Source organism: Streptomyces sp. NC-S4 (genome assembly GCF_054353315.1).
This window is the reverse complement of the sequence record NZ_CM135937.1, coordinates 486,710-505,116: the sequence shown is the minus strand read 5'-3', so window position 1 is coordinate 505,116 and position 18,407 is coordinate 486,710. Positions and strand designations below refer to the sequence as shown.

Below are 18,407 nucleotides of genomic sequence, written 5' to 3'. Positions count from 1 at the left end.
GTCGGCTGAAGAGGTCTTCAGGTGGCTTCAGCGGGGCTTCAGCTTCCGCTCAGCATGCTCTGGAACGAGCCGCGCACCGCGCCCGGTTGTCCTGAGGAGTGCCTGTATGTCTGATTCCGTCCCGCCGTCCGAGCCGACCGAGACCGCCGAGACCGCCGCCGTGTCCGCTCCGGTGACCGCTCCCGAGGCCCAGGCACGCAAGTCCGCGGCCCTGGGCCGTCTCGTCCCCCGTGGCAGGCCTGCCCGCTGGGCGGCGGCGGGCGCGGTCGCGGTGGTGGTCGTCGGCGCGGTGACCGCGGTGGCCGTGGCCGAACACCATGACCACCACGGGCGCGTCGACCGGGGCCCGGGCATCGCCTGGGCCGGACCGGGACCCGAGGCCGGTCTCCGGGGCGGCCCGCACGCCGCCGAACCGCGGCACGAACGCGGCAAGGGCGAGCCCGGCCGCCCCGAGGGCCCCGGGGCACCCGGGGAGCAGGGCCGCCCCGGCGGCGCCGACGGACGCGGAGACCGGGCCAGGAGCGCCCCGGCACCCGCGCCCATCCCCTCCCTGGCCATCGGGGAGGCGGCCGAGAAGGCCGCCGCGGCCGTGCCGGGCGGGAAGGTCGAGGCGCTGCGCGCGGTCGCCCAGGAAGGCGGCGGCAGCGCCTGGCTGGCCGTGGTCATCGGCTCCGACGGCGTCCGGCACGCCGTCACCGTGTCCGGCACGGACGGCACGATCACCAGCAACACCACCAAGGGCCGCTGAGGCCCTGGTCGTCTCTTTCGGATCTCGCCGGGCGTCGCGGACCCGGCAAGATCCGAAAGAGCCGGCCTACGGCGTCATCGCCCGGCCCCCGATACCGGGGGCCCCGCCGAGCTGCCCCCGCCACCAGGCCTCCATCTGCCCGCCGTCCATGCCCGCCCAGGCCGGGGTCCGCTCGACCTGGGCGCGGCCCAGCCGGCGGGCCAGGGCGACCAGTTCCCGTCCGGCGGCGCCGCGGGTCTCCTCGTAGCCGCACAGCAGTTCCTCGAAGGACCCGCAGCGGCGCCAGCCGTCCGCGAGGGCGGTGGCGTCCTGGAGCGCCTTGGCGGCGCCGCTCGTGTTGTGCGGGCGTACGACACTCGCCGCGTCCCCCGCGAGCAGCAGCCGGCCGGCGGCGGTACGCGTAGTCTCCATGTCGTAGATCGGCTGGACGAAGGTGTCCGCCGGTTCGGTCAGCGCGAGCGCCTGCGCCCAGTACGGCGGGAACTCGCGATCGAGCAACGCCGCGAGATGCTCCGCCAGCGCGGGGGTGAGGCCGCCCGGCGGGAAGCTCGTCGGATCGTCCAGGCGCAGCTGCCCGTCCCGCGGCGGCGAGCCGTAGAGCACCCAGTTCACCCGGGGCCCGTCCGGTCCGGGGATCCGGTAGATGACGCAGGAGCCGCCCGGGAAGCAGACCGTGGTCCCGGCATCCGGCGCCGAGTCCGCGACGCTGCCGAGCCCCGCGAGCAGCGCCGCGTCGAAATTGCCGCGCCAGCACACGTACCCGGCGTACTGCGGCCGGGAGTCGGGGCAGAGCGCCGTGCGTACCACCGACCGGTACCCGTCCGCCCCGACCACCAGGTCGTACCGCTCGACGGACCCGCCGGCGAGCCGCAGCTCGACGCCCGCGGCGCCGGCCTCCGCGACCCCCGTCACCGCCTCCCCCTGCCGGTAGACCACCGAGTCCGGGACGGACCCGCGAAGGCCCTGCCAGAGCAGGCCCCAGTGGTAGGAGTGGAAGGGGAACGGCTGCTCCCAGATCACCCGGCCGCCCGCCCCGTGGGCATCGTCGCGGACGATCCAGCGGCGCCGCTCCAGCGGGTGCGCGGCGATCCCCCCGGGCAGCGCGCCGCTCGCGCCGAGCTCGGCGGCCCGCTCGTTGTGGATGCACAGGCCCACGCCCCGGTCCTGCAACCGCCCGCGCGTGCGCTCCAGCACCACCACCTCACCGGCACCCGCCCGCGCCGCCGCCGCCGCGACGGCGCACCCCGCGATGCTCCCGCCGACCACCGCGATCGTTCCACCCCGCATAACCGCCTCCGCCTCCTGTCGATGCACAGCACTCGAGTGACCCTCACAGGGCCGGTCCTTGCGCGGAAGACCGCGTCGACGGGGGAGTGGGCCGCCCGGCACCCTGGAGGGCCAGCGCGGTGAGGACGACCAGGGAGTCCGTCCAGCCCAGGGGCGCCACCGCGGAGGGCAGTCCGGCCCCGTTCACCGTTTCGGGGAGCTCGCCCAGTCCGTTCCGCTTCGACAGCACCCAGTCGAGCACCGCGCCCGCCTTCGCCGGCTCACCCGTACCGGCCCAGGCGAGGGCGAAGAAGGAGGTACTGGCCGTCCACGCGTACGAACCCCAGCTGAACGACGGGTCGTTGCCCGGGGAAACGCCGCCGTTCGGCAGCAGCAGTGCCCGGTAGGTGGAGTCCAGCGCCTCACCGAGACCGGCCGGGGCGGCGTTGAACGGGGGCGCCATGAACGCCACCGCGCTGTCCCGGCCGTGCTCGCCGTCGACGGTCCGCTGGTACCCCAGCGGGGCGAAGGAGGTGCCGATCGCGGCCGACAGCCGCCGGGCCGCCTCTCCCCAGCGCTCCGCGTCCGCGCCCATGCCGAGCTGCGCGGCCAGGTCCGCCGCGGAGCGGAGCCCGGCCAGCAGGGGAGCGGCGGTACCGATGTTGGGCGTGGCCGTGTCCAGCTCCCAGTAGTCCGGGGACGCCGGAGGCAGCCCGTCCGGCCCGAGGCAGCGGGCGGCGTAGTCGGCCGCCTTGCGCACCATCGGGTAGAGCGCGCGCAGCCGTTCCTCCCGCCCGCCGGGCGGCGCCGACCGGTACCACTGCCACGTGGCCCAGGGCACCCAGCCGTTGGCGTCCAGCTGCCACTTCCGGGCGTCCGGCGGCCCGCTGCCGTCCAGCAGGGTACGGGCCTCCCAGGTCCCGTCGGCCCGCTGGGTACGCGCGTCGTAGCCCAGGATCCGGTACGCCTCCTCGTCGTGCCCGGTGGCCGCGAACGCCACCGCCGCGAACGCCCCGTCGCGCGGCCAGGAGTACTCCCACGGCGGCGCCCAGGCCGCGGCGAACGCGCCGCCCGGTTTCAGCAGCGCCCGCATCGACAGCAGGGCGCGCTGCGACGCGGCCCGCTGCGCGGCGGTGGTCCCCGGTACCTCGCCCGCCGCCAGCCATGCGCGGCTCTCCTCGATCTGCGCCAGGGCGCCGGGGTCGTCCGCCTCGACCACCGCCGACGCCGAAGCACCGTCGGGCAGGTACCGCCACCGGCCCGACGGCAGGCGCAGCACATTGCTCCCGTCGACGTAGGAGGCGCCCACGGCGAAGGAGGGCAGGACGGCTTCGGTGGCGACCCGGTTGGTCAGCAGGCCCGACGTACGGGCGGCGAGCGCCGAGGCGGGCACGTAGCAGGGCTCGGTCTCCCCGCAGCGCTCGCTGCCGGTGGGATTGACGTGGAAGGCGAGCCGGGAGTCGTAGGCGTGCCAGCCGCCCCAGTACACCCTGTCGTAGTTCCAGCTGGTCAGCGAGCCGGGCACCGGCCGTGTGGTGCCGTACCAGGCGATCGGCCCGCTCTCCGCTGTGCTCGCCTGGAGGAAGAGGTAGTACGTGGTGCCCGCGGTGACGCTGGCGCTCAGCGGGAACTCGACCCAGCCGGCGCCGGCTCCGCCGAGTGCCGCGAGGTCCAGGGTCGCCGAGGCGATCACCGACCCCGCGTCCTCGCGGACCCGGCGGACCTGCGCGGTCACGCTGCCCGTCGCCGCCCCGCTGCCCAGCCAGACGCTCACCCGGGAGAGCCGGGTGCCGTCCACCGTGAACTCCTGGGCCGCGGCGTTGTCGGCGGCCTTCACACCGAACAGCGCGCTCTCGTGGCCGGCCTGGCCGTCGTAGGGCGCGGCCGCGGCGGCGGCAGCGGCAGCTGCGGGATGCGGGAGCGCGGCGGGCGCCCCGGTGAGCGCCAGGCAGAGCACGGCGGGCAGCAAGGTCCTCGCGAACGCCATCTGTACAGCCCCTTCCTACTCGACGGGCGCGCGGGGCGCGGGGGCCGGGGCGCCGAAAGCTGGACCCACCATGCAGGTACGGGGCACCGGGGCGGGGGGAGTCGGGACGTGTCCCACCGGATGGGGTCGCAGCGACATCCGATCGTGTGACGGCGACGGCCGAGGGGACCCGGTCGGGCGCGCGCCGGCGGAGGAGGCGCTCGGCGGGCACACCGGGGCGCGCGCTAGCGGACCGGGGCGCACGAAGAAGCGGATGCGCTTGCTTCGGAAGATTTTCAGGCACCGGCCTGCACGATCGGGCTCGCTTTCCGATGGGGTGGTGAATGGGAGCGCCTGGTGCTCCACGGCTGCCGGTTCGGGGGCAGGCATGCCGGTTACTCATGATCCACTTGAAAGGTTCCGCGCCGACGTGAATGTTGCCGAGACGGCCGCCCTCGCCCTGTTAGCCACCACTGCCCGTTATCGCGTCATCGATGTGTTCAGGGCGCCCATGCGCCTGCCGGGTGCGGGGGTACGGACGGGAACCGGCGGACCATCCGCCGGCCACCGCCCTGCCGCTGCCCGTACCCGCCACCGTGAGGTCACCGCCGCCCCGGCGTGCGGCGACGAACAGCTGCTGTGGGGGAGCGTATGAGCGAAGGCGATTTCGATCCATCGGGGGACCAGGCGGTCTCCAGCGAACTGGCCGGTGTTCTGCCGGTGGACTTCACCGCGTTCCACTCCCAGCAGCACCGCGCCTATCTGCGCTATGCCCACCTGCAGCTGGGAAACCCGAAGGACGCCGAGGAAGTCGTCGACGACGTGTTCACCTTCCTGCTGAAGGTCTGGGGCCAGGCCCTGAAGGAGGCGAGCCTCCACGGCTTCGCGTGGGCGGTACTGCGCGAACACGTCGAACGGCGGCTGGCGGCCCTGGGCCGGCAAGTGGCGATGGTGGAGACGGCGTGGTTCGCAGCGCTGCGCCGCTCCTCCAGAGAGCGGCTGGAACTGCTGGAGTCGAAGCTCGGGCTGTACGCGGCCATCGCCGGCCTGTCGGAGCGGCAGTACGACGTGGTGCTGCTGGCCTTCCTCATGGGCAACGACTCCGACACGGTCGCCCGGATGATGGGGATCACCCCCGCGACGGTCCGTTCGCACATCCGCGGCGCACGCCGAACCCTGTCCCGCAAGCTCGGGGTGGAATGGATCCCCGGAGAGGAGAAGGACCAGTGAGCGACATGCCCCGCCATCGCGACATGCCGCTGTGCGAACTGGACGCGGCCCTGGTGGACGCGACGGTACTCGCGGAGGAGTACGCCGGATACGACGAGGGCGCGGCCCGCCGCCGGATCGCCCGCCGGATCGTCGCCGACCGGGCCCGCTCGGCCATCGGTACCACCGGTCCGCCCGGCGCCGTGACCCCGCCGCCGCGGGGGCAGGCCGTATCCGCATTCGCGTCCGCACGCACAGCAGTCACCGACGACCTCATCCTGGACGCCGCCTGTCACGTGCGCGCCGCCCGGGGTCTGGACGACCTCACCTGGTGCCTCGTGGAGAGCCGGCCCTTCGCCGAACTCGCCCTGGACGCCGGCTCCTGGCCGCACGGCGTGGACTCGGCGCTGCTGTTCGGCTGCCTGCTCCACCTGGCCGACCGGATGGAGGACGCGCAGTTCTGGTTCCAGTACGCGGCCGGGGCGGGCTCGCGCACCGCCGCCCACTGCCTCTACCTTCTGCACCTCGCCCGGGCCGAGGTCGCGACCGCCCGCCACTGGAAGAGCCAGGCCCGGACCCTGCCGCCGGAAGAGCACCTGCCGCCCCTGCCGCAGCCCCCGGAACACCTCGAAGAGGCCCTCGGAGCCTCGGTCATCTGGACCACCCCGCCCATCACCACCCAGGACCTGACCGCCCTCACCACCGGAGCGGGACGGGCCGGCCGGCCTCCGTGCAGGCTCCCCGCACGGCTGCGGCAGGCGCTCGTGTCCCGCCCCCGCAAGGAGCACCCCGACCTGGGGGAGGTCGTCACCCCCGGCCCCCAGGTGGCGGTCGCCGTCGCGCAGAACGCCCGGCTGAACACCCCGCACCTGACGGACCAGGCGAACGCCTGGGCCCTCGAAGCGCTGAAACAGGCCCGGCCGGCCCACGCCGCCCGGAAGGCCCCCGAAGGATGCCCGGCCCCCGCCGCACTGGAATCCGCCCACCGGGCACTGCGCGTCCTGGAGGTCATCAACCGCTACTCGGGAGGAGTGAACCTGACCCAGATCGCCCGTGAGACCGCACTGCCGCAACTGGTCCTCGCCCGGGCCGTGGAACAGCTGGTCCGGGCCAACCTCGCCACCCCGACCGGACCGGACGCGTACGTCGCCGGCAGCGCCCTCCTGCTGGCCGAATCGGTGAACGGAGACGGACGGGGCCACCTGCACGAGACCCTCGCCTGGGTGCGGGACGCCGTGGGCGCCGCCGTCTACGTCGCCCGCTACACCGACGGCGAGGTCTCCATCACCCAGTACGCCGACGGACCGGCCGCACCCGTGGTCGAGGAATGGGTCGACTTCCGCGTCGCCGCCCACGCCTCCGCGGTGGGCAAGGCGCTGCTGACCCAACTCGACCAGGACGACCGGAAGGACCACCTGGCACGCCACCGGCTCACCCGGTTCACGCCCCACACCCTCACCAGCCAACAGGATCTCTTCCACCAGCTCGACGACCGCCCGCCGAACACCCCCCTCCTCGACCTGCAGGAGTACGCGATCGGGACGGTGTGCGCGGCGGTGCCGATCACCGCGGGCCCGAAGGCGGAATGCGTGGCCCTGTCCATTCCGGTCCCCGACCCCGGTCGGCTGAAGCAGGCCGCCCGGCTCCTGCAGAGCGAGGCGGCCGCGGTCCTGCTCGCCCTGATCGTCGCGGGCAGCACCCCGCCGACGGCACGCCGGCCGGAAGGCAGCCTCCTGTCACCGACCTCCTAGGTCGTCTCTTTCGGATCTTGTCGGCCGAGCCCGCGGCGTCCGGTGCCGTGCACGGCAAGGCGGAGGGGCGCCCGTGTACTGGACGTACTCGGGTGCCCCGACAACGCGGCCGGGTGCGGTGCCGGACGCCGCGGGCCCGGCAAGATCCGAAAGAGACGGCCTAGCGCGGGCCCGTTCCGCCGTTCCCGGGCCCGTCCGCCCGTCCCCGGGCCAGCCGCCGCGTGAGATGCGTGCCCGGGGACGGCGTGGGATAACGGCACCATGGCAGAGTCTCCGGCGGCCACGGCCGCGGAAATCAAGATCAGCTTCGCCGGGGCCGAGGCGAAGGCCGCCTTCGACGCCCTGGAACTCGACCGGGACGAGGGGAGCCGCCGCGCGATCCATTTCTGGGACAGACCGCAGTGGGCGGCCGATGGGACGCTGACCCTGCCCCTGCTGGTCCAGGGCGTCATCCTGCGTCGGCGCCGGGACGAGGAGGGGCCCGTATCCGAGCGGGAGACCGACCTGACCGTCAAACTGCGTCCCTGCCCCGTGCTTCCCGAGCCCTGGCGGGAGGACCAGGAGGGCGAGGACTGGAAGTTCAAGATCGAGCAGGACCGGACCGGCCCGGAGTTCTCTCCGACGGTGGCGGCCTCGCTGGAGGCCCAGGCCGGCCCGCCCGAGCTGCTGCTCATCGAGGAACAGCGGGACCTCCTGCACATGGCCGGGGTGGCCGAGGCCGATCTCGCCGACCTGACGGCGCTGGGCCCCGTGCACGCCGTGAAGTGGAAGGAGGACTGGGACGAGCTGCCCGGCAAGGTGGCGATCGAGGAATGGCGCACCGACAACGGCCTGCGCTTCCTGGAGGTCTCGGTGCGGTCGGACGTCGCCGATGCCGCCGAGGTCCAGACACAGCTCGAACAGGCCCTGCGGGACCGCGATGTCACCCCGCCGCCGTTCGGCGAGCGCAAGACCGAGGCCGTCATGGGCGCCCTCGCCCGCGACGCGCACCTGTGACCTCCGCGCCGCCCGGGAGTCACCCCGCGGCGATGAGGCCGGGCAGTTCGCGCATGTCGTGGAAGACGACGGTGCCGGTGCCCTCGAGCCGTTCGGCCGGGGTCGGTCCGCCCGCGTAGCCGAAGGACCGCATGCCGGCGGCGCGGGCGGCCTCGACACCGGGACGGCTGTCCTCGACCACCGCGCACGCCGCCGGGTCGACGCCCATCTGCCGCGCCGCATGCAGGAACAGATCGGGGGCGGGCTTGCCGTGGCGCACCTCGGTGGCGCTGTAGATGCGGCCCTCGAAGTGCTCGTAGAGGCCGGTGCGGCCGAGGGTGTGCCGCATCTTCTCGTGCGAGCCGCTGGAGGCGACGCAGGTCGGCAGGGCGATCGAGCCGAGCGCCTCGGGCAGTCCCTCGACGGCGGACAGCCCGGCGTCCACCGCCTCGCGGTGGCGCTGCTCGAACAGCTCCCGCCACAGGACGGCCGTCTCGGCGCCGACGCGGGTGGCGATGGTCTCGTGGATCGAGGCGCTGGAGCGCCCGAGGAAGCGGTCCATGACCTCGTCCTCGGTCAGCGGCCAGCCCAGCTCCGCTCCCAGCGCGACCTGGAGGGGCAGGGCGATGCGCTCGGTGTCGACGAGCACTCCGTCGCAGTCGAATATCACGAGTTCAATCGGCTTGATCATGTCCGCAGCATAGAGGCCGAGCTCGTGCGTCAGGGGGTGACGATGGTGAAGTCCGGGTCGGGGGAGTCGAGGTGGGCGAAGAGCTCGGCGACGACCGAGGGGTCGCCGTCGAGGGCCACGCCCTCCTGCCGCAGGAGGTCGTCCAGGGGCAGGACACCGAGCAGGAGCCCGCGCAGGAGCGGTTCGCCGAGGACGATTACGGCGTGCGGCCGACCGGCCGCGGGGTTGTCGCCGCGCACGCCGGTCAGTACGCCGTTGCCCAGGCGCAGCGTCAGCGGGTCCGAGCCGGGCAGGACGAACCGGACGGCGACGTCGGCGTCCCAGGCCCGGGGCCCGTCGACCCGTACGGCGAGCGAGTCCACCAGCTGGTCCAGGCTCAGGGCCGCGAGCACGTCCGGGGACGCGGCGGTGGCCGGTGTCCCCACCCAGTCGCCGCGCAGTTCCTGGGCGCCGGTGAGGTAGAAGTTGCGCCAGGTCCCGTTCTCGGAGCCGTAGCCGAGCTGCTCCAGGGCATCGGCCTGGAGCTCCCGGGCCTCGGCGTTCGACGGATCGGCGAAGACGACGTGGTCGACCACCTGGGCCACCCAGCGGAAGTCGCCCTGCTCGAAGGAGGTCCGGGCGCGGCGCAGGACCTCCGCCGCGCCTCCCATGAACTCCACGTAGCGGCGGGCCGACTCCTCCGGCGGGTGCGGCCAGAGGAGCGCAGGGTTCCCCTCGAACCAGCCCATGTACCGCTGGTAGACCGCCTTGACGTTGTGGCTGACCGACCCGTAGTAGCCGCGGGTGTGCCAGGCGGCCTCCAGCGCCGGAGGCATGCGCAGCGTTTCGGCGATCTCGGTCCCCGTGTATCCCTGGTTGAGCAGGCGCACCGTCTGGTCGTGGAGGTACGCGTACAGGTCCCGCTGCTGCGCCAGGTACGACATGGCCCGCTCGCGGCCCCACGTGGGCCAGTGGTGGGAGGCGAAGACGACGTCGCACCGGTCGCCGAACAGCGCGATGGACTCGGTGAGGTAAGCGGCCCAGGCGTGCGGATCGCGCACGAGGGCGCCGCGCAGGGTCAGCAGGTTGTGGAGGGTGTGGGTGGCGTTCTCGGCCATGCACAGCGCCCGGTGGTCGGGGAGCAGCACGTTGAACTCCGCCGGGGCCTCGGTGCCCGGGGTGAGCTGGAAGACCATGCGTACCCCGTCGACCGTCTCCTCCTGACCGGTACGGGTGATGTCGACGGTCGGCGGGATCAGCGTGACCCGGCCGGTGGAGGTGGTCTGGCCCAGGCCCGCGCCGACCTGGCCGCGCGGGCCCTTGGGCAGGCCGGCCCCGTACATGTATCCCGCGCGGCGGGCCATGGCGGTGCCGGCGTAGACGTTCTCGCTGACCGCGTGTTCGACGCAGCCCTCGGGCGCCAGGACCGGGACCCGGCCCGCGTCGACCTCGGCCTGGGTGGTGACGCCCTTGACGCCGCCGAAGTGGTCGGCGTGGCTGTGGGTGTAGAGGACGCCCGTGACCGGACGGTCCCCGCGGTGGGCCCGGTACAGGGCGAGGGCCGCGGCCGCCGTCTCCTCGCTGATCAGCGGGTCGATCACGATGACACCGCGCTCGCCCTCGACGAGGGTCATGTTCGACAGGTCCAGGCCGCGCACCTGGTACACGCCGTCCACGACCTGGAAGAGGCCCTGGAGGGCGGCGAGCCGGCTCTGGCGCCACAGACTGGGATGGACGGTGTCCGGGCGGTCCCCGTTGAGGAAGGCGTAGGCGTCACCGTCCCATACGACGCTTCCGTCCTCGTCCCTGATCACGCAGGGCTCCAGGGCGGCGACGAAGCCGCGGGTGGCGTCGTCGAAGTCGGCGCGGTCGGCGAAGGTGCCACTGCCGCGCGCCGCGCGGTGGGCGGCGGCGATCGATTCGGAAGCGTCGTGTCCGGGGTCGTTCTCCATCGGGTGAGCCTCCTCGGGGCGGTACCTGACCGGCCCCGACCGGACCGGGCGAGGGGCCTACGGCGGGCGCCGCCGGTCCACCCCAGCCTCGCCCGGCCGCACCGCGCACGCCCGGCGCGTTCAGCCGTCCGGGTGAGAGGGAGGAGCTGGGCGGGTCCGGGCGGGCCTGGGCGGGTCTGGGCGGGTCTGGGCCACCACGGTGTTCGCCCCGTCCTCGGCGGCCGCACCGAAACATCCGCCGCAGGCTTGACCACCAGGCTCTACTTCTCGGTAACTTGATGTCGTCCAAGCGGGGCGGCCGTCGGAAGGAGCGGGGCGTGGCAGACCACGACCTGAGCGGGTTCGAGAAGAGCACGTTCACCCATGACGGCACCACCCGCCGGATCCTGCGCCGCGGCACGGGCCCCGCGGTGATCGTCATGGCGGAGATCCCGGGCATCACCCCCAAGGTCATCGAGTTCGCCGAGCACGTCGCGGCGGCCGGCTGTACGGCCGTGCTCCCGGTGCTCTTCGGCCGGCCCGGCCGTGACGCCGATCCCGGCGCGGTCGGCCGGTCGAGTGCGGGCCGCTACATGGCCTCGTCGCTGTGGCGGGTGTGTGTGAGCCGCGAGTTCACCCTGCTGGCCACGGGGCGCAGTTCGCGCGTCGTGCACTGGCTGCGCGCCCTGGCGGCCGCCGAACACGAGCGCTGCGGCGGTCCCGGGGTCGGCGCCGTCGGGATGTGCCTGACCGGGGGATTCGCCCTGGCGATGGCCACGGACGAGCGCCTCGTCGCCCCGGTGCTCTCGCAGCCCTCGCTCCCGCTGGCCTGCACCGCGAGCCGAGCGGGCACCATCGACATCAGCCCCGAGGACCTCGCGGTCGTCCGCGGCCGCTGCGAACGCGAGGGGCTCCAGGTGCTCGGGCTGCGCTTCCGGGGTGACCGGCTCGTCCCCGGCGACCGGTTCGCCCACCTCCGGCGGGAACTCGGTGACGCCTTCGTCGCCGTCGAGCTGGACGCGAGCGCGGCGAACCCGCAGAGCGCCCTCGCGCCGCACTCCGTCCTGACGGAACACCTCATCGACGAACCGGGCCAGCCCACCCGGCAGGCGCTCGACACCGTCCTCGACCTCTTCCGCACCCGACTGCTCGGGGAACGGCCCGCCTCTGCCGTGTGACCGTCCCGTACGGCGGGGACCCGGCCCCTCAGCCCTCCTCCCGGGTGATGACCGCGTCGACCTCCACCTCGACGAGCCAGTCGGGGTCGATGAAGCGGGACACCTCGACGAAGGTGGTGACGGGCCGGACGGAGGCGAACCGCTCACCGTGCGCCCGCGCGGCCTCCTGCCACCGCGTCACGTCGGTGAGCATGACCCGGGTGCGCACGACGTCCTCCAGTGACGCCCCGGCCTCCCGCAGGGCCGCTTCGGCGATGTCCAGGCACCGTACGGTCTGGGCGCGGACGTCACCGGAGCCGACCGTGGAGCCGTTCGCGAGGGGAGCGGTCCCCGCGACGGCGACGTACTGCCCCGCCCGCACCGCGCGGGAGAAGCCGATCCGAGGCTCCAGCGGCGATCCCGAGCCGACCTTCCGATGTATGTCTGTCATGTCGTCATGCTGCCAGAGGTGTGACTGACGGGGCGTCACGCCCCGGGCGCGTTGCGTGGACCCGCGGGGCGCCGACTGGCAATCTGGCGATATCGCCTTGTATGCCCAAGTTTGTTAGCTATTCACATGCACCCCGCATCGCGCCTTCCGCATCCCTGGATAGTCCAGTGATTTGTATATGCCGGTCACCGACGTATGGTGGGTTCTGAAGATCCTTCCCGGCGGCAGCCGCTCCTGCCCGCCGCCGGGGATTCACGTTCCGATGGAGACGGAGTGCCCATGGCCACCAGGAAGAACCTCACCGCGAACCGGGAATCCCTCGTCCACAAGGTCCGCTACGCCGCGAGCCGTCCCCACCGCATCGCCCCGTACCTGAAGCGCGCCGCCCGTGACCGGTGGCTGGCCTTCAAGCACCCCGACCACGTCAGCTACTACCGCGCCGTGATGGCCTCGGACACCCGCCGCAACCCCGAGGCCGCGGTCGGCAGCCAGACCCACGAACGCTGGCTCGCGCTCGGGCAGATGCAGTTCGACTACCTCCTCGGGCACGGCCTGAAGCCCGGGGCACGCATGCTGGACATCGGCTGCGGCAACCTCCGCGCCGGCTGGCGGTTCATCGACTACCTCGACGCGGGCCACTACTACGGCATCGACATCTCGCCCGACATCCTCATCGCCGCGAAGCGGACCCTGACCGAGCGGGGGCTCCAGGCGAAGGTCCCGCACCTGACCCTCACCAGGAACCTGACGCTGGACTTCCTCCCCGACGGCTACTTCGACGTCGTCCACGCCCACAGCGTCTTCTCGCACTCGCCGCTCGACGTCATCGACGAGTGCTTCGCCCACGTCGGCCGGGTACTGGCCCCCGGGGGCCACTTCGACTTCACCTTCGACCGCACCACCGGCACCGAACACCAGGTGCTGCGCGAGGACTTCTACTACCGCACCCAGACCCTCGTCGACCTCGCCGCCGGGCACGGGCTGTCGGCGCGATTCATGGAGGACTGGGAGGAGCTCGGCCACGGCCAGTCCAAGATCCGCGTCAGCGTCGCCGGATCGGGCGTCGACGCCGAGGTCTGACCCCGCGGCTCAGGCGCGGCCGGTCGTGTCCGCGTGCCTGCGGCGCCACAGGCGCACGCCCAGGCCCGTGGCCGTGAGCAGGACCAGGCACGGCACCGCGGTGTCCTGGCCCACCACCCCCGCGAAGTAGCCGAGGACGGGGAACGGGGCCGCGGCCAGGGCGAACTGGCCGGACGTTCGGATCCCGGACAGCGCGGGGCGGCCCGCCAGGGCCAGGGCGGCGGTCACGGTCACGGCGAAGCGCCACACCGGCATCATGCCGATCCCGCCCGCGTCCAGCACGGCGAGCAGCACCACGGACAGCGGGGCCCAGAGCAGCAGTGCCACCAGCCCCGTCGTGGTCCTGATCCGGCAGGGCGGATGCAGGTCAGGCGGGCAGAGCAGCGGGAGCGCGGCGATCACCAGGGGTGGGGTCAGGTAGGCCAGATGTGCCAACGGCGTGTCCAGAACGCCCGGCAGGACGGCGATGACGAAGCACACCGTGCTTCCCGCGACCCCGGCGAACACGGTCCGCGCGCCGGAGGCGAAGCGCCCGCTCAACGCCACCACGGCGCCGATGAGGGTCAGTACGGAGAAGCCGCTCATCACATACCCGAGCGGGGCCTGGAAGTCCGGGAGACCGGTGACGTACGCGAGGTTGAGCGTCGAGGCGAGCAGGAACGCGGCGTGCGCACCCGTCGCGGCCAGCGCGAAGGGCGCCGTCGCCGCGAACAGGCGCCCGCCGCGCTGCGCCGAACCCACCCCCAGGCGGAGCCGCAGCGCGTGCGCCACGATGTCCCCGGCTTCCCGCAGCCGGGTGAGCGGCCCCGCGCCCTCGGTCGCCTGCCGGTAGGCCTCGGCCATCTCGTCACCGAAGGCGCGGCGGAACCCTGCCGGATACAGGCGCAGGAGAAGGAGGTTCACGCCGTGGCCGTCTCGCCGGAGACGCCCAGGCGGCGCGCCGCCTCGCGCGCGGTGGCGGCGATCCGCTGCGCCTCGGCGGCCAGGCTCTGCCGGCCCTCGGCGGTGAGGGTGTAGGTGCGGCGCAGCCGGCTGTCGACGATCTGCTCCTCGTGGACCTCGATCAGCCCCTGACCCAGCAGCCGCTCCAGGGCCCCGTACAGGGTGCCGGTCCGCATTTTGACGCGGCCGCCCGAGATCAGCTCCACCTCGCGCGCGATCGCGTATCCGTGGCGGGGCTCGTCCGCCAGCGCGGTCAGGAGGAGGAGGGTCGGTTCCTGCATCGCACGATCACTCATGTCCGCATGGTAGGTCATCCACCGGCATATGACGTCGGAAGGGCCGCGCCCCGCCGAGCCACGGCGGGGCGCGGCCCGCGGTGCGAGGGCCCGTGTGGCGGTCAGCCGCGGAAGGCCTCCGGCCGGGTCGGCGAGGCCTCGGCCAGGGCCTTGGTGACCGCGTCGACCCCTTCCCGCAGTCCGTAGACGGGGGTGTCGGGCTGCTGGCGCCAGGAGTCGTCGAGGCCGCCCGCGTCGACCGTGTCGAAGCCGAGCTCCTCGATCAGGGCGCGTACGGCCTTCTTCGCCGCGGCGTCGTCGCCCGCGACGGGCAGTGCCATCCGGTCCGCGGCGCCCGCCGGACGGTGCCGGTCCAGGATGTCCTGGGCGTAGGTGCCGTTGAAGGCCTTGATGACGGGGTGTCCGAGGTGCCGCTCGGTCCAGCGGCTCTCGGTGAGTCCCTCGTCCTCGACGCCGGCGATCCGGCCGTCGCGCTGGCGCGGGTAGTAGTTGCCGGTGTCGATGACCGCGAAGCCTTCGGCGGCCTCGTCGAAGAGGCCCGCCGGCAGGTCCGGCACCTTCTTGAAGGGGATCGTGACCACGACGATCTCGGCGCCGCGCGCGGCCTGCGCCACGGTGACGGGGGTGGCGCCGGTCTCCTCGGCCAGCGCGGCCAGGGTCTCGGGACCGCGCGAGTTCGCCACGGAGACCTCGTGGCCGAGGGCCGTGAGCCGACGGGTGAGGTTGCCGCCGATGTTGCCCGCGCCGATGATGCCGATCTTCATGATGAGCTCTCCAGTGCATCCGGGATCAGTGTCGCGTCCGCACCAACCCCCGCCCCGGCCACGGCATTCCGGCCGGCGGCGGTCATCGCCCGGTCGAGCGATGCGATCGCGCCGCTGTACGGGGCCGACCGGTACGGGCCGGGCCGCTGACCGGCCCGCTGGAGCCGCAGGCATGACTTTTCGGCCGTTTCGCGCGCTCCGCGAACCGGGCGGGGCCGCACCCGGCTTCCGAGGGTCAGGAGATCGCGTACCACTGGCTGGCCCAGCCGGTGTTGATGGTGCTCGTGGACTGCTCGGCGAGGTTCACGGTGGGCGGCAGCGAGGTCTGACCGGTCAACAGGGTGCTGTACCGGAGGTTCGGCGGCGCCAGACCCGCGTTGACCGAGATGCCGGCGCCCGTGGACTTCAGGGTGAGGCCGTTGGTCGCCCAAGTGCCGTTGAGCAGCAGCGCGATGAAGTAGGTGCCGGGTGCGGCGGTGAACGGCTTGGCGAGGGCGAACGGCTTGGCGATCGCGTCGGTCATCAGCTGGGGGGAGATGTCCCCGGTGGCCGCGACGAGGGTGCCCTTGGCGTCGTACACGCCGAGGTAGCAGTTGGCGAGCTGCGCGTTCGGGTCGATGCCGGCCAGGCCCAGCCAGATGTTGGACCAGGTGATCTGCTCGCGCAGGACGATCCGTACCAGCGTGACCCGGCCGCCGACCCCGGCCGGGGACTGGGCGGTGACGTGTCCCGCGTCATTGGGATCCCCGGTCCAGGCCAGCAGGTTCTGGTCCTGCGGCCGGGGCCCCTGGAAGCCGGCCCCGCCGCCGCTCTGCGCGGGCACGGTGGCCACGGAGCTCGGCGCCGCGGTCCGGCCCTCTCCCGCCGTGGTGCAGCCGGAGAGGACGAGCAGCGCTGCGAGCGCGGTCACGAGACCGGTCGTGGCGGTGGTGGTGCGGGTGCGCATGGTCCCCCCATGAGGTGCGGATCTGTCGACGGACATGATCACACGCCGTCGGCCCGGGCCCGCCGGGGGTCGGCCCGGGCCCTATCGACCGAATAGCGGGGGATGACCGGGTCGTCCCCTGAACCGACCCTGCGGGCTTCCTTAAGAGAACTTGAAGAACCCCTCCAGCGTGCGGATTTCGCTGATCACGACCCTAGGCTCGGTCGCACCCGACTCCCCTTCCCTCTGTGAGGTGCTACAGGCATGAGCAGCCGAACTCCCGCAACGCCGTCCCGCGTCGAGGCGCGGCGGAAGAAGGCGATGCGCACGCGCGTCGTCCTGTCCCTGACCGCGGCCGCCGCGGCGGTGGCGGTCGGCGTCGCCGTTGCCGATTCCGGCGGCGGTACGCAGGTGGACCAGCGGGCCGACGGCGCCACCGGCGCGAAGACCGGGACGCCGACTCCCGCGGACACCGCGGGGACGGCGAGCCCCACCGCGCCGCTTCCCGAGATCACCGCCGATGCCGCGGCCGCCACGGGCTCGCCGCCGCCCGGCACGCCGGCCGCCGAGGGTACCGAGTCCGCGGCTCCGCCGAAGCCCGCGGCGGAGGAGGACGGCCCGGCCAAGTCCGCCCCGGCCGGCAAGCCCGCGCGTACGTCCGGCGGGAGCAGTGGCACAGGCTCCGGTACGTCCGGCGGGTCCGGTGGATCCGGCGGCTCGTCCGGTGGATCCGGCGGTTCCTCCGGAGGTTCGTCCGGCGGGTCCTCCGGCTCCTCCGCCTCCGAATCCGCGGTCCTCGCCCTGGTCAACAAGGAGCGGGCCACGGCCGGCTGCGGCCCGCTGACCATGAACTCCAAGCTGAGCGCAGCGGCACGCGCCTACAGCGACACGATGGCCCGCAGCGGCGTCATGTCCCACACCGGACCCGACGGGTCCACCATGACCAGCCGCGTGGAGGCCGCCGGTTACGCGTGGTCCCGCCTCGGCGAGAACATAGCCCGTGGTCAGTCGGACGCCGACGCGGTCATGAAGGCGTGGATGAACAGCTCCGGCCACCGGGCCAACATCCTCAACTGCTCCTTCAAGGAGATCGGCATAGGCGTCCACAAGGGCGACGGCGGCCCGTGGTGGACACAGGACTTCGGGACGTCGAAGTAGGACCCCTCCCCCCGGCCCCTCCCCCCGGCCCGTCCCCCCAGCCCCTGACCTCACCCCCTCCCCCCGGCCCTCGGCACCGGTCTCCCCCCACCGGCTGCCGAGCCGCACACGTCCTCCGACCCGTACGCGGGTCGGAGGACGTCCGCGTCCGGGCCCGTGCACCGCGGGTCGGAGGCGGCCCGTCCGGCTCTGCGGGGGAGCCGGTGACGCGCGGCCCGGTCCGTCGGTCACTATGGGGCCGTGCCCCGATTCCCGCGCTACCTGTTCATATGGCTGTCGTGCACGGCCACCAGCGTGACGGCCGTGCTCGCCACGGTCCAGTTCGTGGTCGGCTCCACCCGCCATACGCCCCCGGTGGCCCGGTCCGCCCCCATGGTCTTCGGCTCGCCGCCGGCATGGCCGGCGGTCCAGGACCCGTCGCCCGCCCCGCCCTCCCCGACCGCCTCCGCGTCCCCGAGTCCGTCGCCCACCGTGACCGAGGCCCCGACCCCCTCGGCCCCGTCCTCCCCGCCCGCGAAACCCTCGCCGGCCGCCCGGACCACCGCGCCCAGACCCCGCGTCGACTGCGAGACCGGCGGGCCCGGCCTGCACACCGTTCCTTCGCAGGGCGGCAAGGTCACCGTGCGGTACGGGAGCCGCGGCGTGTGCCTGATCTCCGCGGTCCCCAGCCGCGGCTTCAAGGCCACCACGTCACAGACCGACGACGACACGCTGACGGTCACGTTCAGCGGATCGGACCACAGGTCGGTCATCACCGCGACCATCGACCCGATGGCCAAGGCCAGCGTCCGCGAGACATCGTTCTGAGAACCGGAGGACCGACCGGCCGGACCGCGGCGGCGTGAGCGCTACGGCCGGTCCGCACCGCTCGGTCCCTCCCGCCCCATTCGCGGGGTTCACCTCCCCGTATGCGCTCATCGGACGGGCCCCGGCGAAGCGGAAGATGAGCTCTTCCTTAGGGGAACCTCAAGATCGCGCCCAGACGGTTCACAGGGCCCGCCGCGGTCCTATGCTCACGTCAGCCGACCGGCCTCCGGCGCCCGGGCACACCGCCCCGGCGCCCCCCGGGTCCGCCGGCTTCACCGAGTCGGGAGGCCTCTCGCCCTTCCCGCAGTCCT

17 protein-coding genes are annotated in these 18,407 nt (G+C 73.5%); 8 read left to right on the top strand and 9 right to left on the bottom strand.

The features are described 5' to 3' along the window. Positions 1-106 precede the first annotated feature (106 nt). A complete protein-coding gene (locus tag ACXNSR_RS02395; protein ID WP_458640460.1) occupies positions 107-748 on the top strand; it encodes a hypothetical protein in 642 nt (213 codons plus the stop codon). A 66-nt stretch (positions 749-814) separates the two neighbouring features. Here ACXNSR_RS02395 and ACXNSR_RS02390 read toward each other — a convergent pair whose 3' ends face one another. Both ACXNSR_RS02390 and ACXNSR_RS02385 read right to left on the bottom strand, forming a co-directional pair. Continuing rightward, positions 815-2,035, bottom strand: a complete 1,221-nt coding sequence (locus ACXNSR_RS02390) for an FAD-dependent monooxygenase (protein WP_458640459.1) — start codon at positions 2,033-2,035, stop codon at positions 815-817. A gap of 43 nt (positions 2,036-2,078) precedes the next feature. Continuing rightward, on the bottom strand, positions 2,079-4,001 hold the full coding sequence (locus ACXNSR_RS02385; protein ID WP_458640458.1) for a glycoside hydrolase family 15 protein: 1,923 nt from the start codon (positions 3,999-4,001) through the stop codon (positions 2,079-2,081). 630 nt (positions 4,002-4,631) lie between these two features. Here ACXNSR_RS02385 and ACXNSR_RS02380 point away from each other — a divergent pair. The 3 genes from ACXNSR_RS02380 to ACXNSR_RS02370 all read left to right on the top strand — a co-directional run bounded on the left by ACXNSR_RS02380 (position 4,632) and on the right by ACXNSR_RS02370 (position 7,936). Continuing rightward, complete coding sequence (locus ACXNSR_RS02380; protein WP_458640457.1) at positions 4,632-5,210, top strand: RNA polymerase sigma factor; 579 nt, start codon at positions 4,632-4,634, stop codon at positions 5,208-5,210. Between the two features lie 884 nt (positions 5,211-6,094). Continuing rightward, positions 6,095-6,940 (top strand): IclR family transcriptional regulator, encoded by an 846-nt coding sequence (locus tag ACXNSR_RS02375; protein WP_458643539.1) that lies wholly within the window; start codon positions 6,095-6,097, stop codon positions 6,938-6,940. 261 nt (positions 6,941-7,201) lie between these two features. Continuing rightward, complete coding sequence (locus ACXNSR_RS02370) at positions 7,202-7,936, top strand: hypothetical protein (RefSeq protein ID WP_458640456.1); 735 nt, start codon at positions 7,202-7,204, stop codon at positions 7,934-7,936. Between the two features lie 19 nt (positions 7,937-7,955). On the opposite strand, the gene ACXNSR_RS02365 is transcribed toward ACXNSR_RS02370, so the two are convergent. Both ACXNSR_RS02365 and ACXNSR_RS02360 read right to left on the bottom strand, forming a co-directional pair. Continuing rightward, a complete protein-coding gene (locus ACXNSR_RS02365; protein WP_458640455.1) occupies positions 7,956-8,606 on the bottom strand; it encodes an HAD family hydrolase in 651 nt (216 codons plus the stop codon). 29 nt (positions 8,607-8,635) lie between these two features. Beyond that, positions 8,636-10,537 carry an alkyl/aryl-sulfatase gene (locus tag ACXNSR_RS02360; RefSeq protein ID WP_458640454.1) on the bottom strand — a complete coding sequence of 634 codons (1,902 nt, stop codon included), beginning with the start codon at positions 10,535-10,537 and terminating at the stop codon, positions 8,636-8,638. A gap of 317 nt (positions 10,538-10,854) precedes the next feature. On the opposite strand from ACXNSR_RS02360, the gene ACXNSR_RS02355 reads away from it, so the two are divergent. After that, entirely contained in the window at positions 10,855-11,694 is an 840-nt protein-coding gene (locus ACXNSR_RS02355; RefSeq protein ID WP_458640453.1) for a dienelactone hydrolase family protein, read from the top strand. 28 nt (positions 11,695-11,722) lie between these two features. Here ACXNSR_RS02355 and ACXNSR_RS02350 read toward each other — a convergent pair whose 3' ends face one another. Beyond that, positions 11,723-12,124, bottom strand: coding sequence for a RidA family protein (locus ACXNSR_RS02350; protein WP_458640452.1), 402 nt, complete (start codon positions 12,122-12,124; stop codon positions 11,723-11,725). A 279-nt stretch (positions 12,125-12,403) separates the two neighbouring features. Between ACXNSR_RS02350 and ACXNSR_RS02345 the strand changes: the two genes are divergently transcribed. Continuing rightward, a complete protein-coding gene (locus tag ACXNSR_RS02345; protein WP_458640451.1) occupies positions 12,404-13,204 on the top strand; it encodes a class I SAM-dependent methyltransferase in 801 nt (266 codons plus the stop codon). A gap of 9 nt (positions 13,205-13,213) precedes the next feature. Here the strand turns inward: ACXNSR_RS02345 and ACXNSR_RS02340 are convergent, their stop codons facing one another. The 4 genes from ACXNSR_RS02340 to ACXNSR_RS02325 all read right to left on the bottom strand — a co-directional run bounded on the left by ACXNSR_RS02340 (position 13,214) and on the right by ACXNSR_RS02325 (position 16,152). Beyond that, the gene (locus ACXNSR_RS02340; RefSeq protein WP_458640450.1) at positions 13,214-14,107 is read right to left on the bottom strand and encodes a hypothetical protein; all 894 of its coding nucleotides are present in this window, start codon (positions 14,105-14,107) and stop codon (positions 13,214-13,216) included. Further along, positions 14,104-14,442, bottom strand: coding sequence for a PadR family transcriptional regulator (locus ACXNSR_RS02335; protein WP_189746563.1), 339 nt, complete (start codon positions 14,440-14,442; stop codon positions 14,104-14,106). The genes ACXNSR_RS02340 and ACXNSR_RS02335 overlap by 4 nt, the downstream gene beginning before the upstream one ends. 101 nt (positions 14,443-14,543) lie before the next feature. After that, positions 14,544-15,206, bottom strand: a complete 663-nt coding sequence (locus ACXNSR_RS02330; RefSeq protein ID WP_189746561.1) for an NADPH-dependent F420 reductase — start codon at positions 15,204-15,206, stop codon at positions 14,544-14,546. 235 nt (positions 15,207-15,441) lie between these two features. Next, positions 15,442-16,152: a hypothetical protein gene (locus ACXNSR_RS02325; RefSeq protein WP_458640449.1), complete on the bottom strand. Its 711-nt coding sequence runs from the start codon at positions 16,150-16,152 to the stop codon at positions 15,442-15,444. A 243-nt stretch (positions 16,153-16,395) separates the two neighbouring features. Here ACXNSR_RS02325 and ACXNSR_RS02320 point away from each other — a divergent pair, with 243 nt between their 5' ends. After that, positions 16,396-17,289 (top strand): CAP domain-containing protein, encoded by an 894-nt coding sequence (locus tag ACXNSR_RS02320; RefSeq protein ID WP_458640448.1) that lies wholly within the window; start codon positions 16,396-16,398, stop codon positions 17,287-17,289. A gap of 240 nt (positions 17,290-17,529) precedes the next feature. Then, positions 17,530-18,096, top strand: a complete 567-nt coding sequence (locus tag ACXNSR_RS02315; protein ID WP_458640447.1) for a hypothetical protein — start codon at positions 17,530-17,532, stop codon at positions 18,094-18,096. Positions 18,097-18,407 lie beyond the last annotated feature (311 nt).

What these genes read in the sequence shown, in the direction of transcription:
- ACXNSR_RS02395 (WP_458640460.1), top strand. Translation starts at nt 107, where the DNA reads ATGTCTGATTCCGTCCCGCCGTCCGAGCCGACCGAGACCGCCGAGACC.
- ACXNSR_RS02390 (WP_458640459.1), bottom strand. Translation starts at nt 2,035, where the DNA reads ATGCGGGGTGGAACGATCGCGGTGGTCGGCGGGAGCATCGCGGGGTGC.
- ACXNSR_RS02385 (WP_458640458.1), bottom strand. Translation starts at nt 4,001, where the DNA reads ATGGCGTTCGCGAGGACCTTGCTGCCCGCCGTGCTCTGCCTGGCGCTC.
- ACXNSR_RS02380 (WP_458640457.1), top strand. Translation starts at nt 4,632, where the DNA reads ATGAGCGAAGGCGATTTCGATCCATCGGGGGACCAGGCGGTCTCCAGC.
- ACXNSR_RS02370 (WP_458640456.1), top strand. Translation starts at nt 7,202, where the DNA reads ATGGCAGAGTCTCCGGCGGCCACGGCCGCGGAAATCAAGATCAGCTTC.
- ACXNSR_RS02365 (WP_458640455.1), bottom strand. Translation starts at nt 8,606, where the DNA reads ATGATCAAGCCGATTGAACTCGTGATATTCGACTGCGACGGAGTGCTC.
- ACXNSR_RS02360 (WP_458640454.1), bottom strand. Translation starts at nt 10,537, where the DNA reads ATGGAGAACGACCCCGGACACGACGCTTCCGAATCGATCGCCGCCGCC.
- ACXNSR_RS02350 (WP_458640452.1), bottom strand. Translation starts at nt 12,124, where the DNA reads ATGACAGACATACATCGGAAGGTCGGCTCGGGATCGCCGCTGGAGCCT.
- ACXNSR_RS02345 (WP_458640451.1), top strand. Translation starts at nt 12,404, where the DNA reads ATGGCCACCAGGAAGAACCTCACCGCGAACCGGGAATCCCTCGTCCAC.
- ACXNSR_RS02335 (WP_189746563.1), bottom strand. Translation starts at nt 14,442, where the DNA reads ATGAGTGATCGTGCGATGCAGGAACCGACCCTCCTCCTCCTGACCGCG.
- ACXNSR_RS02330 (WP_189746561.1), bottom strand. Translation starts at nt 15,206, where the DNA reads ATGAAGATCGGCATCATCGGCGCGGGCAACATCGGCGGCAACCTCACC.
- ACXNSR_RS02325 (WP_458640449.1), bottom strand. Translation starts at nt 16,152, where the DNA reads ATGCGCACCCGCACCACCACCGCCACGACCGGTCTCGTGACCGCGCTC.
- ACXNSR_RS02320 (WP_458640448.1), top strand. Translation starts at nt 16,396, where the DNA reads ATGAGCAGCCGAACTCCCGCAACGCCGTCCCGCGTCGAGGCGCGGCGG.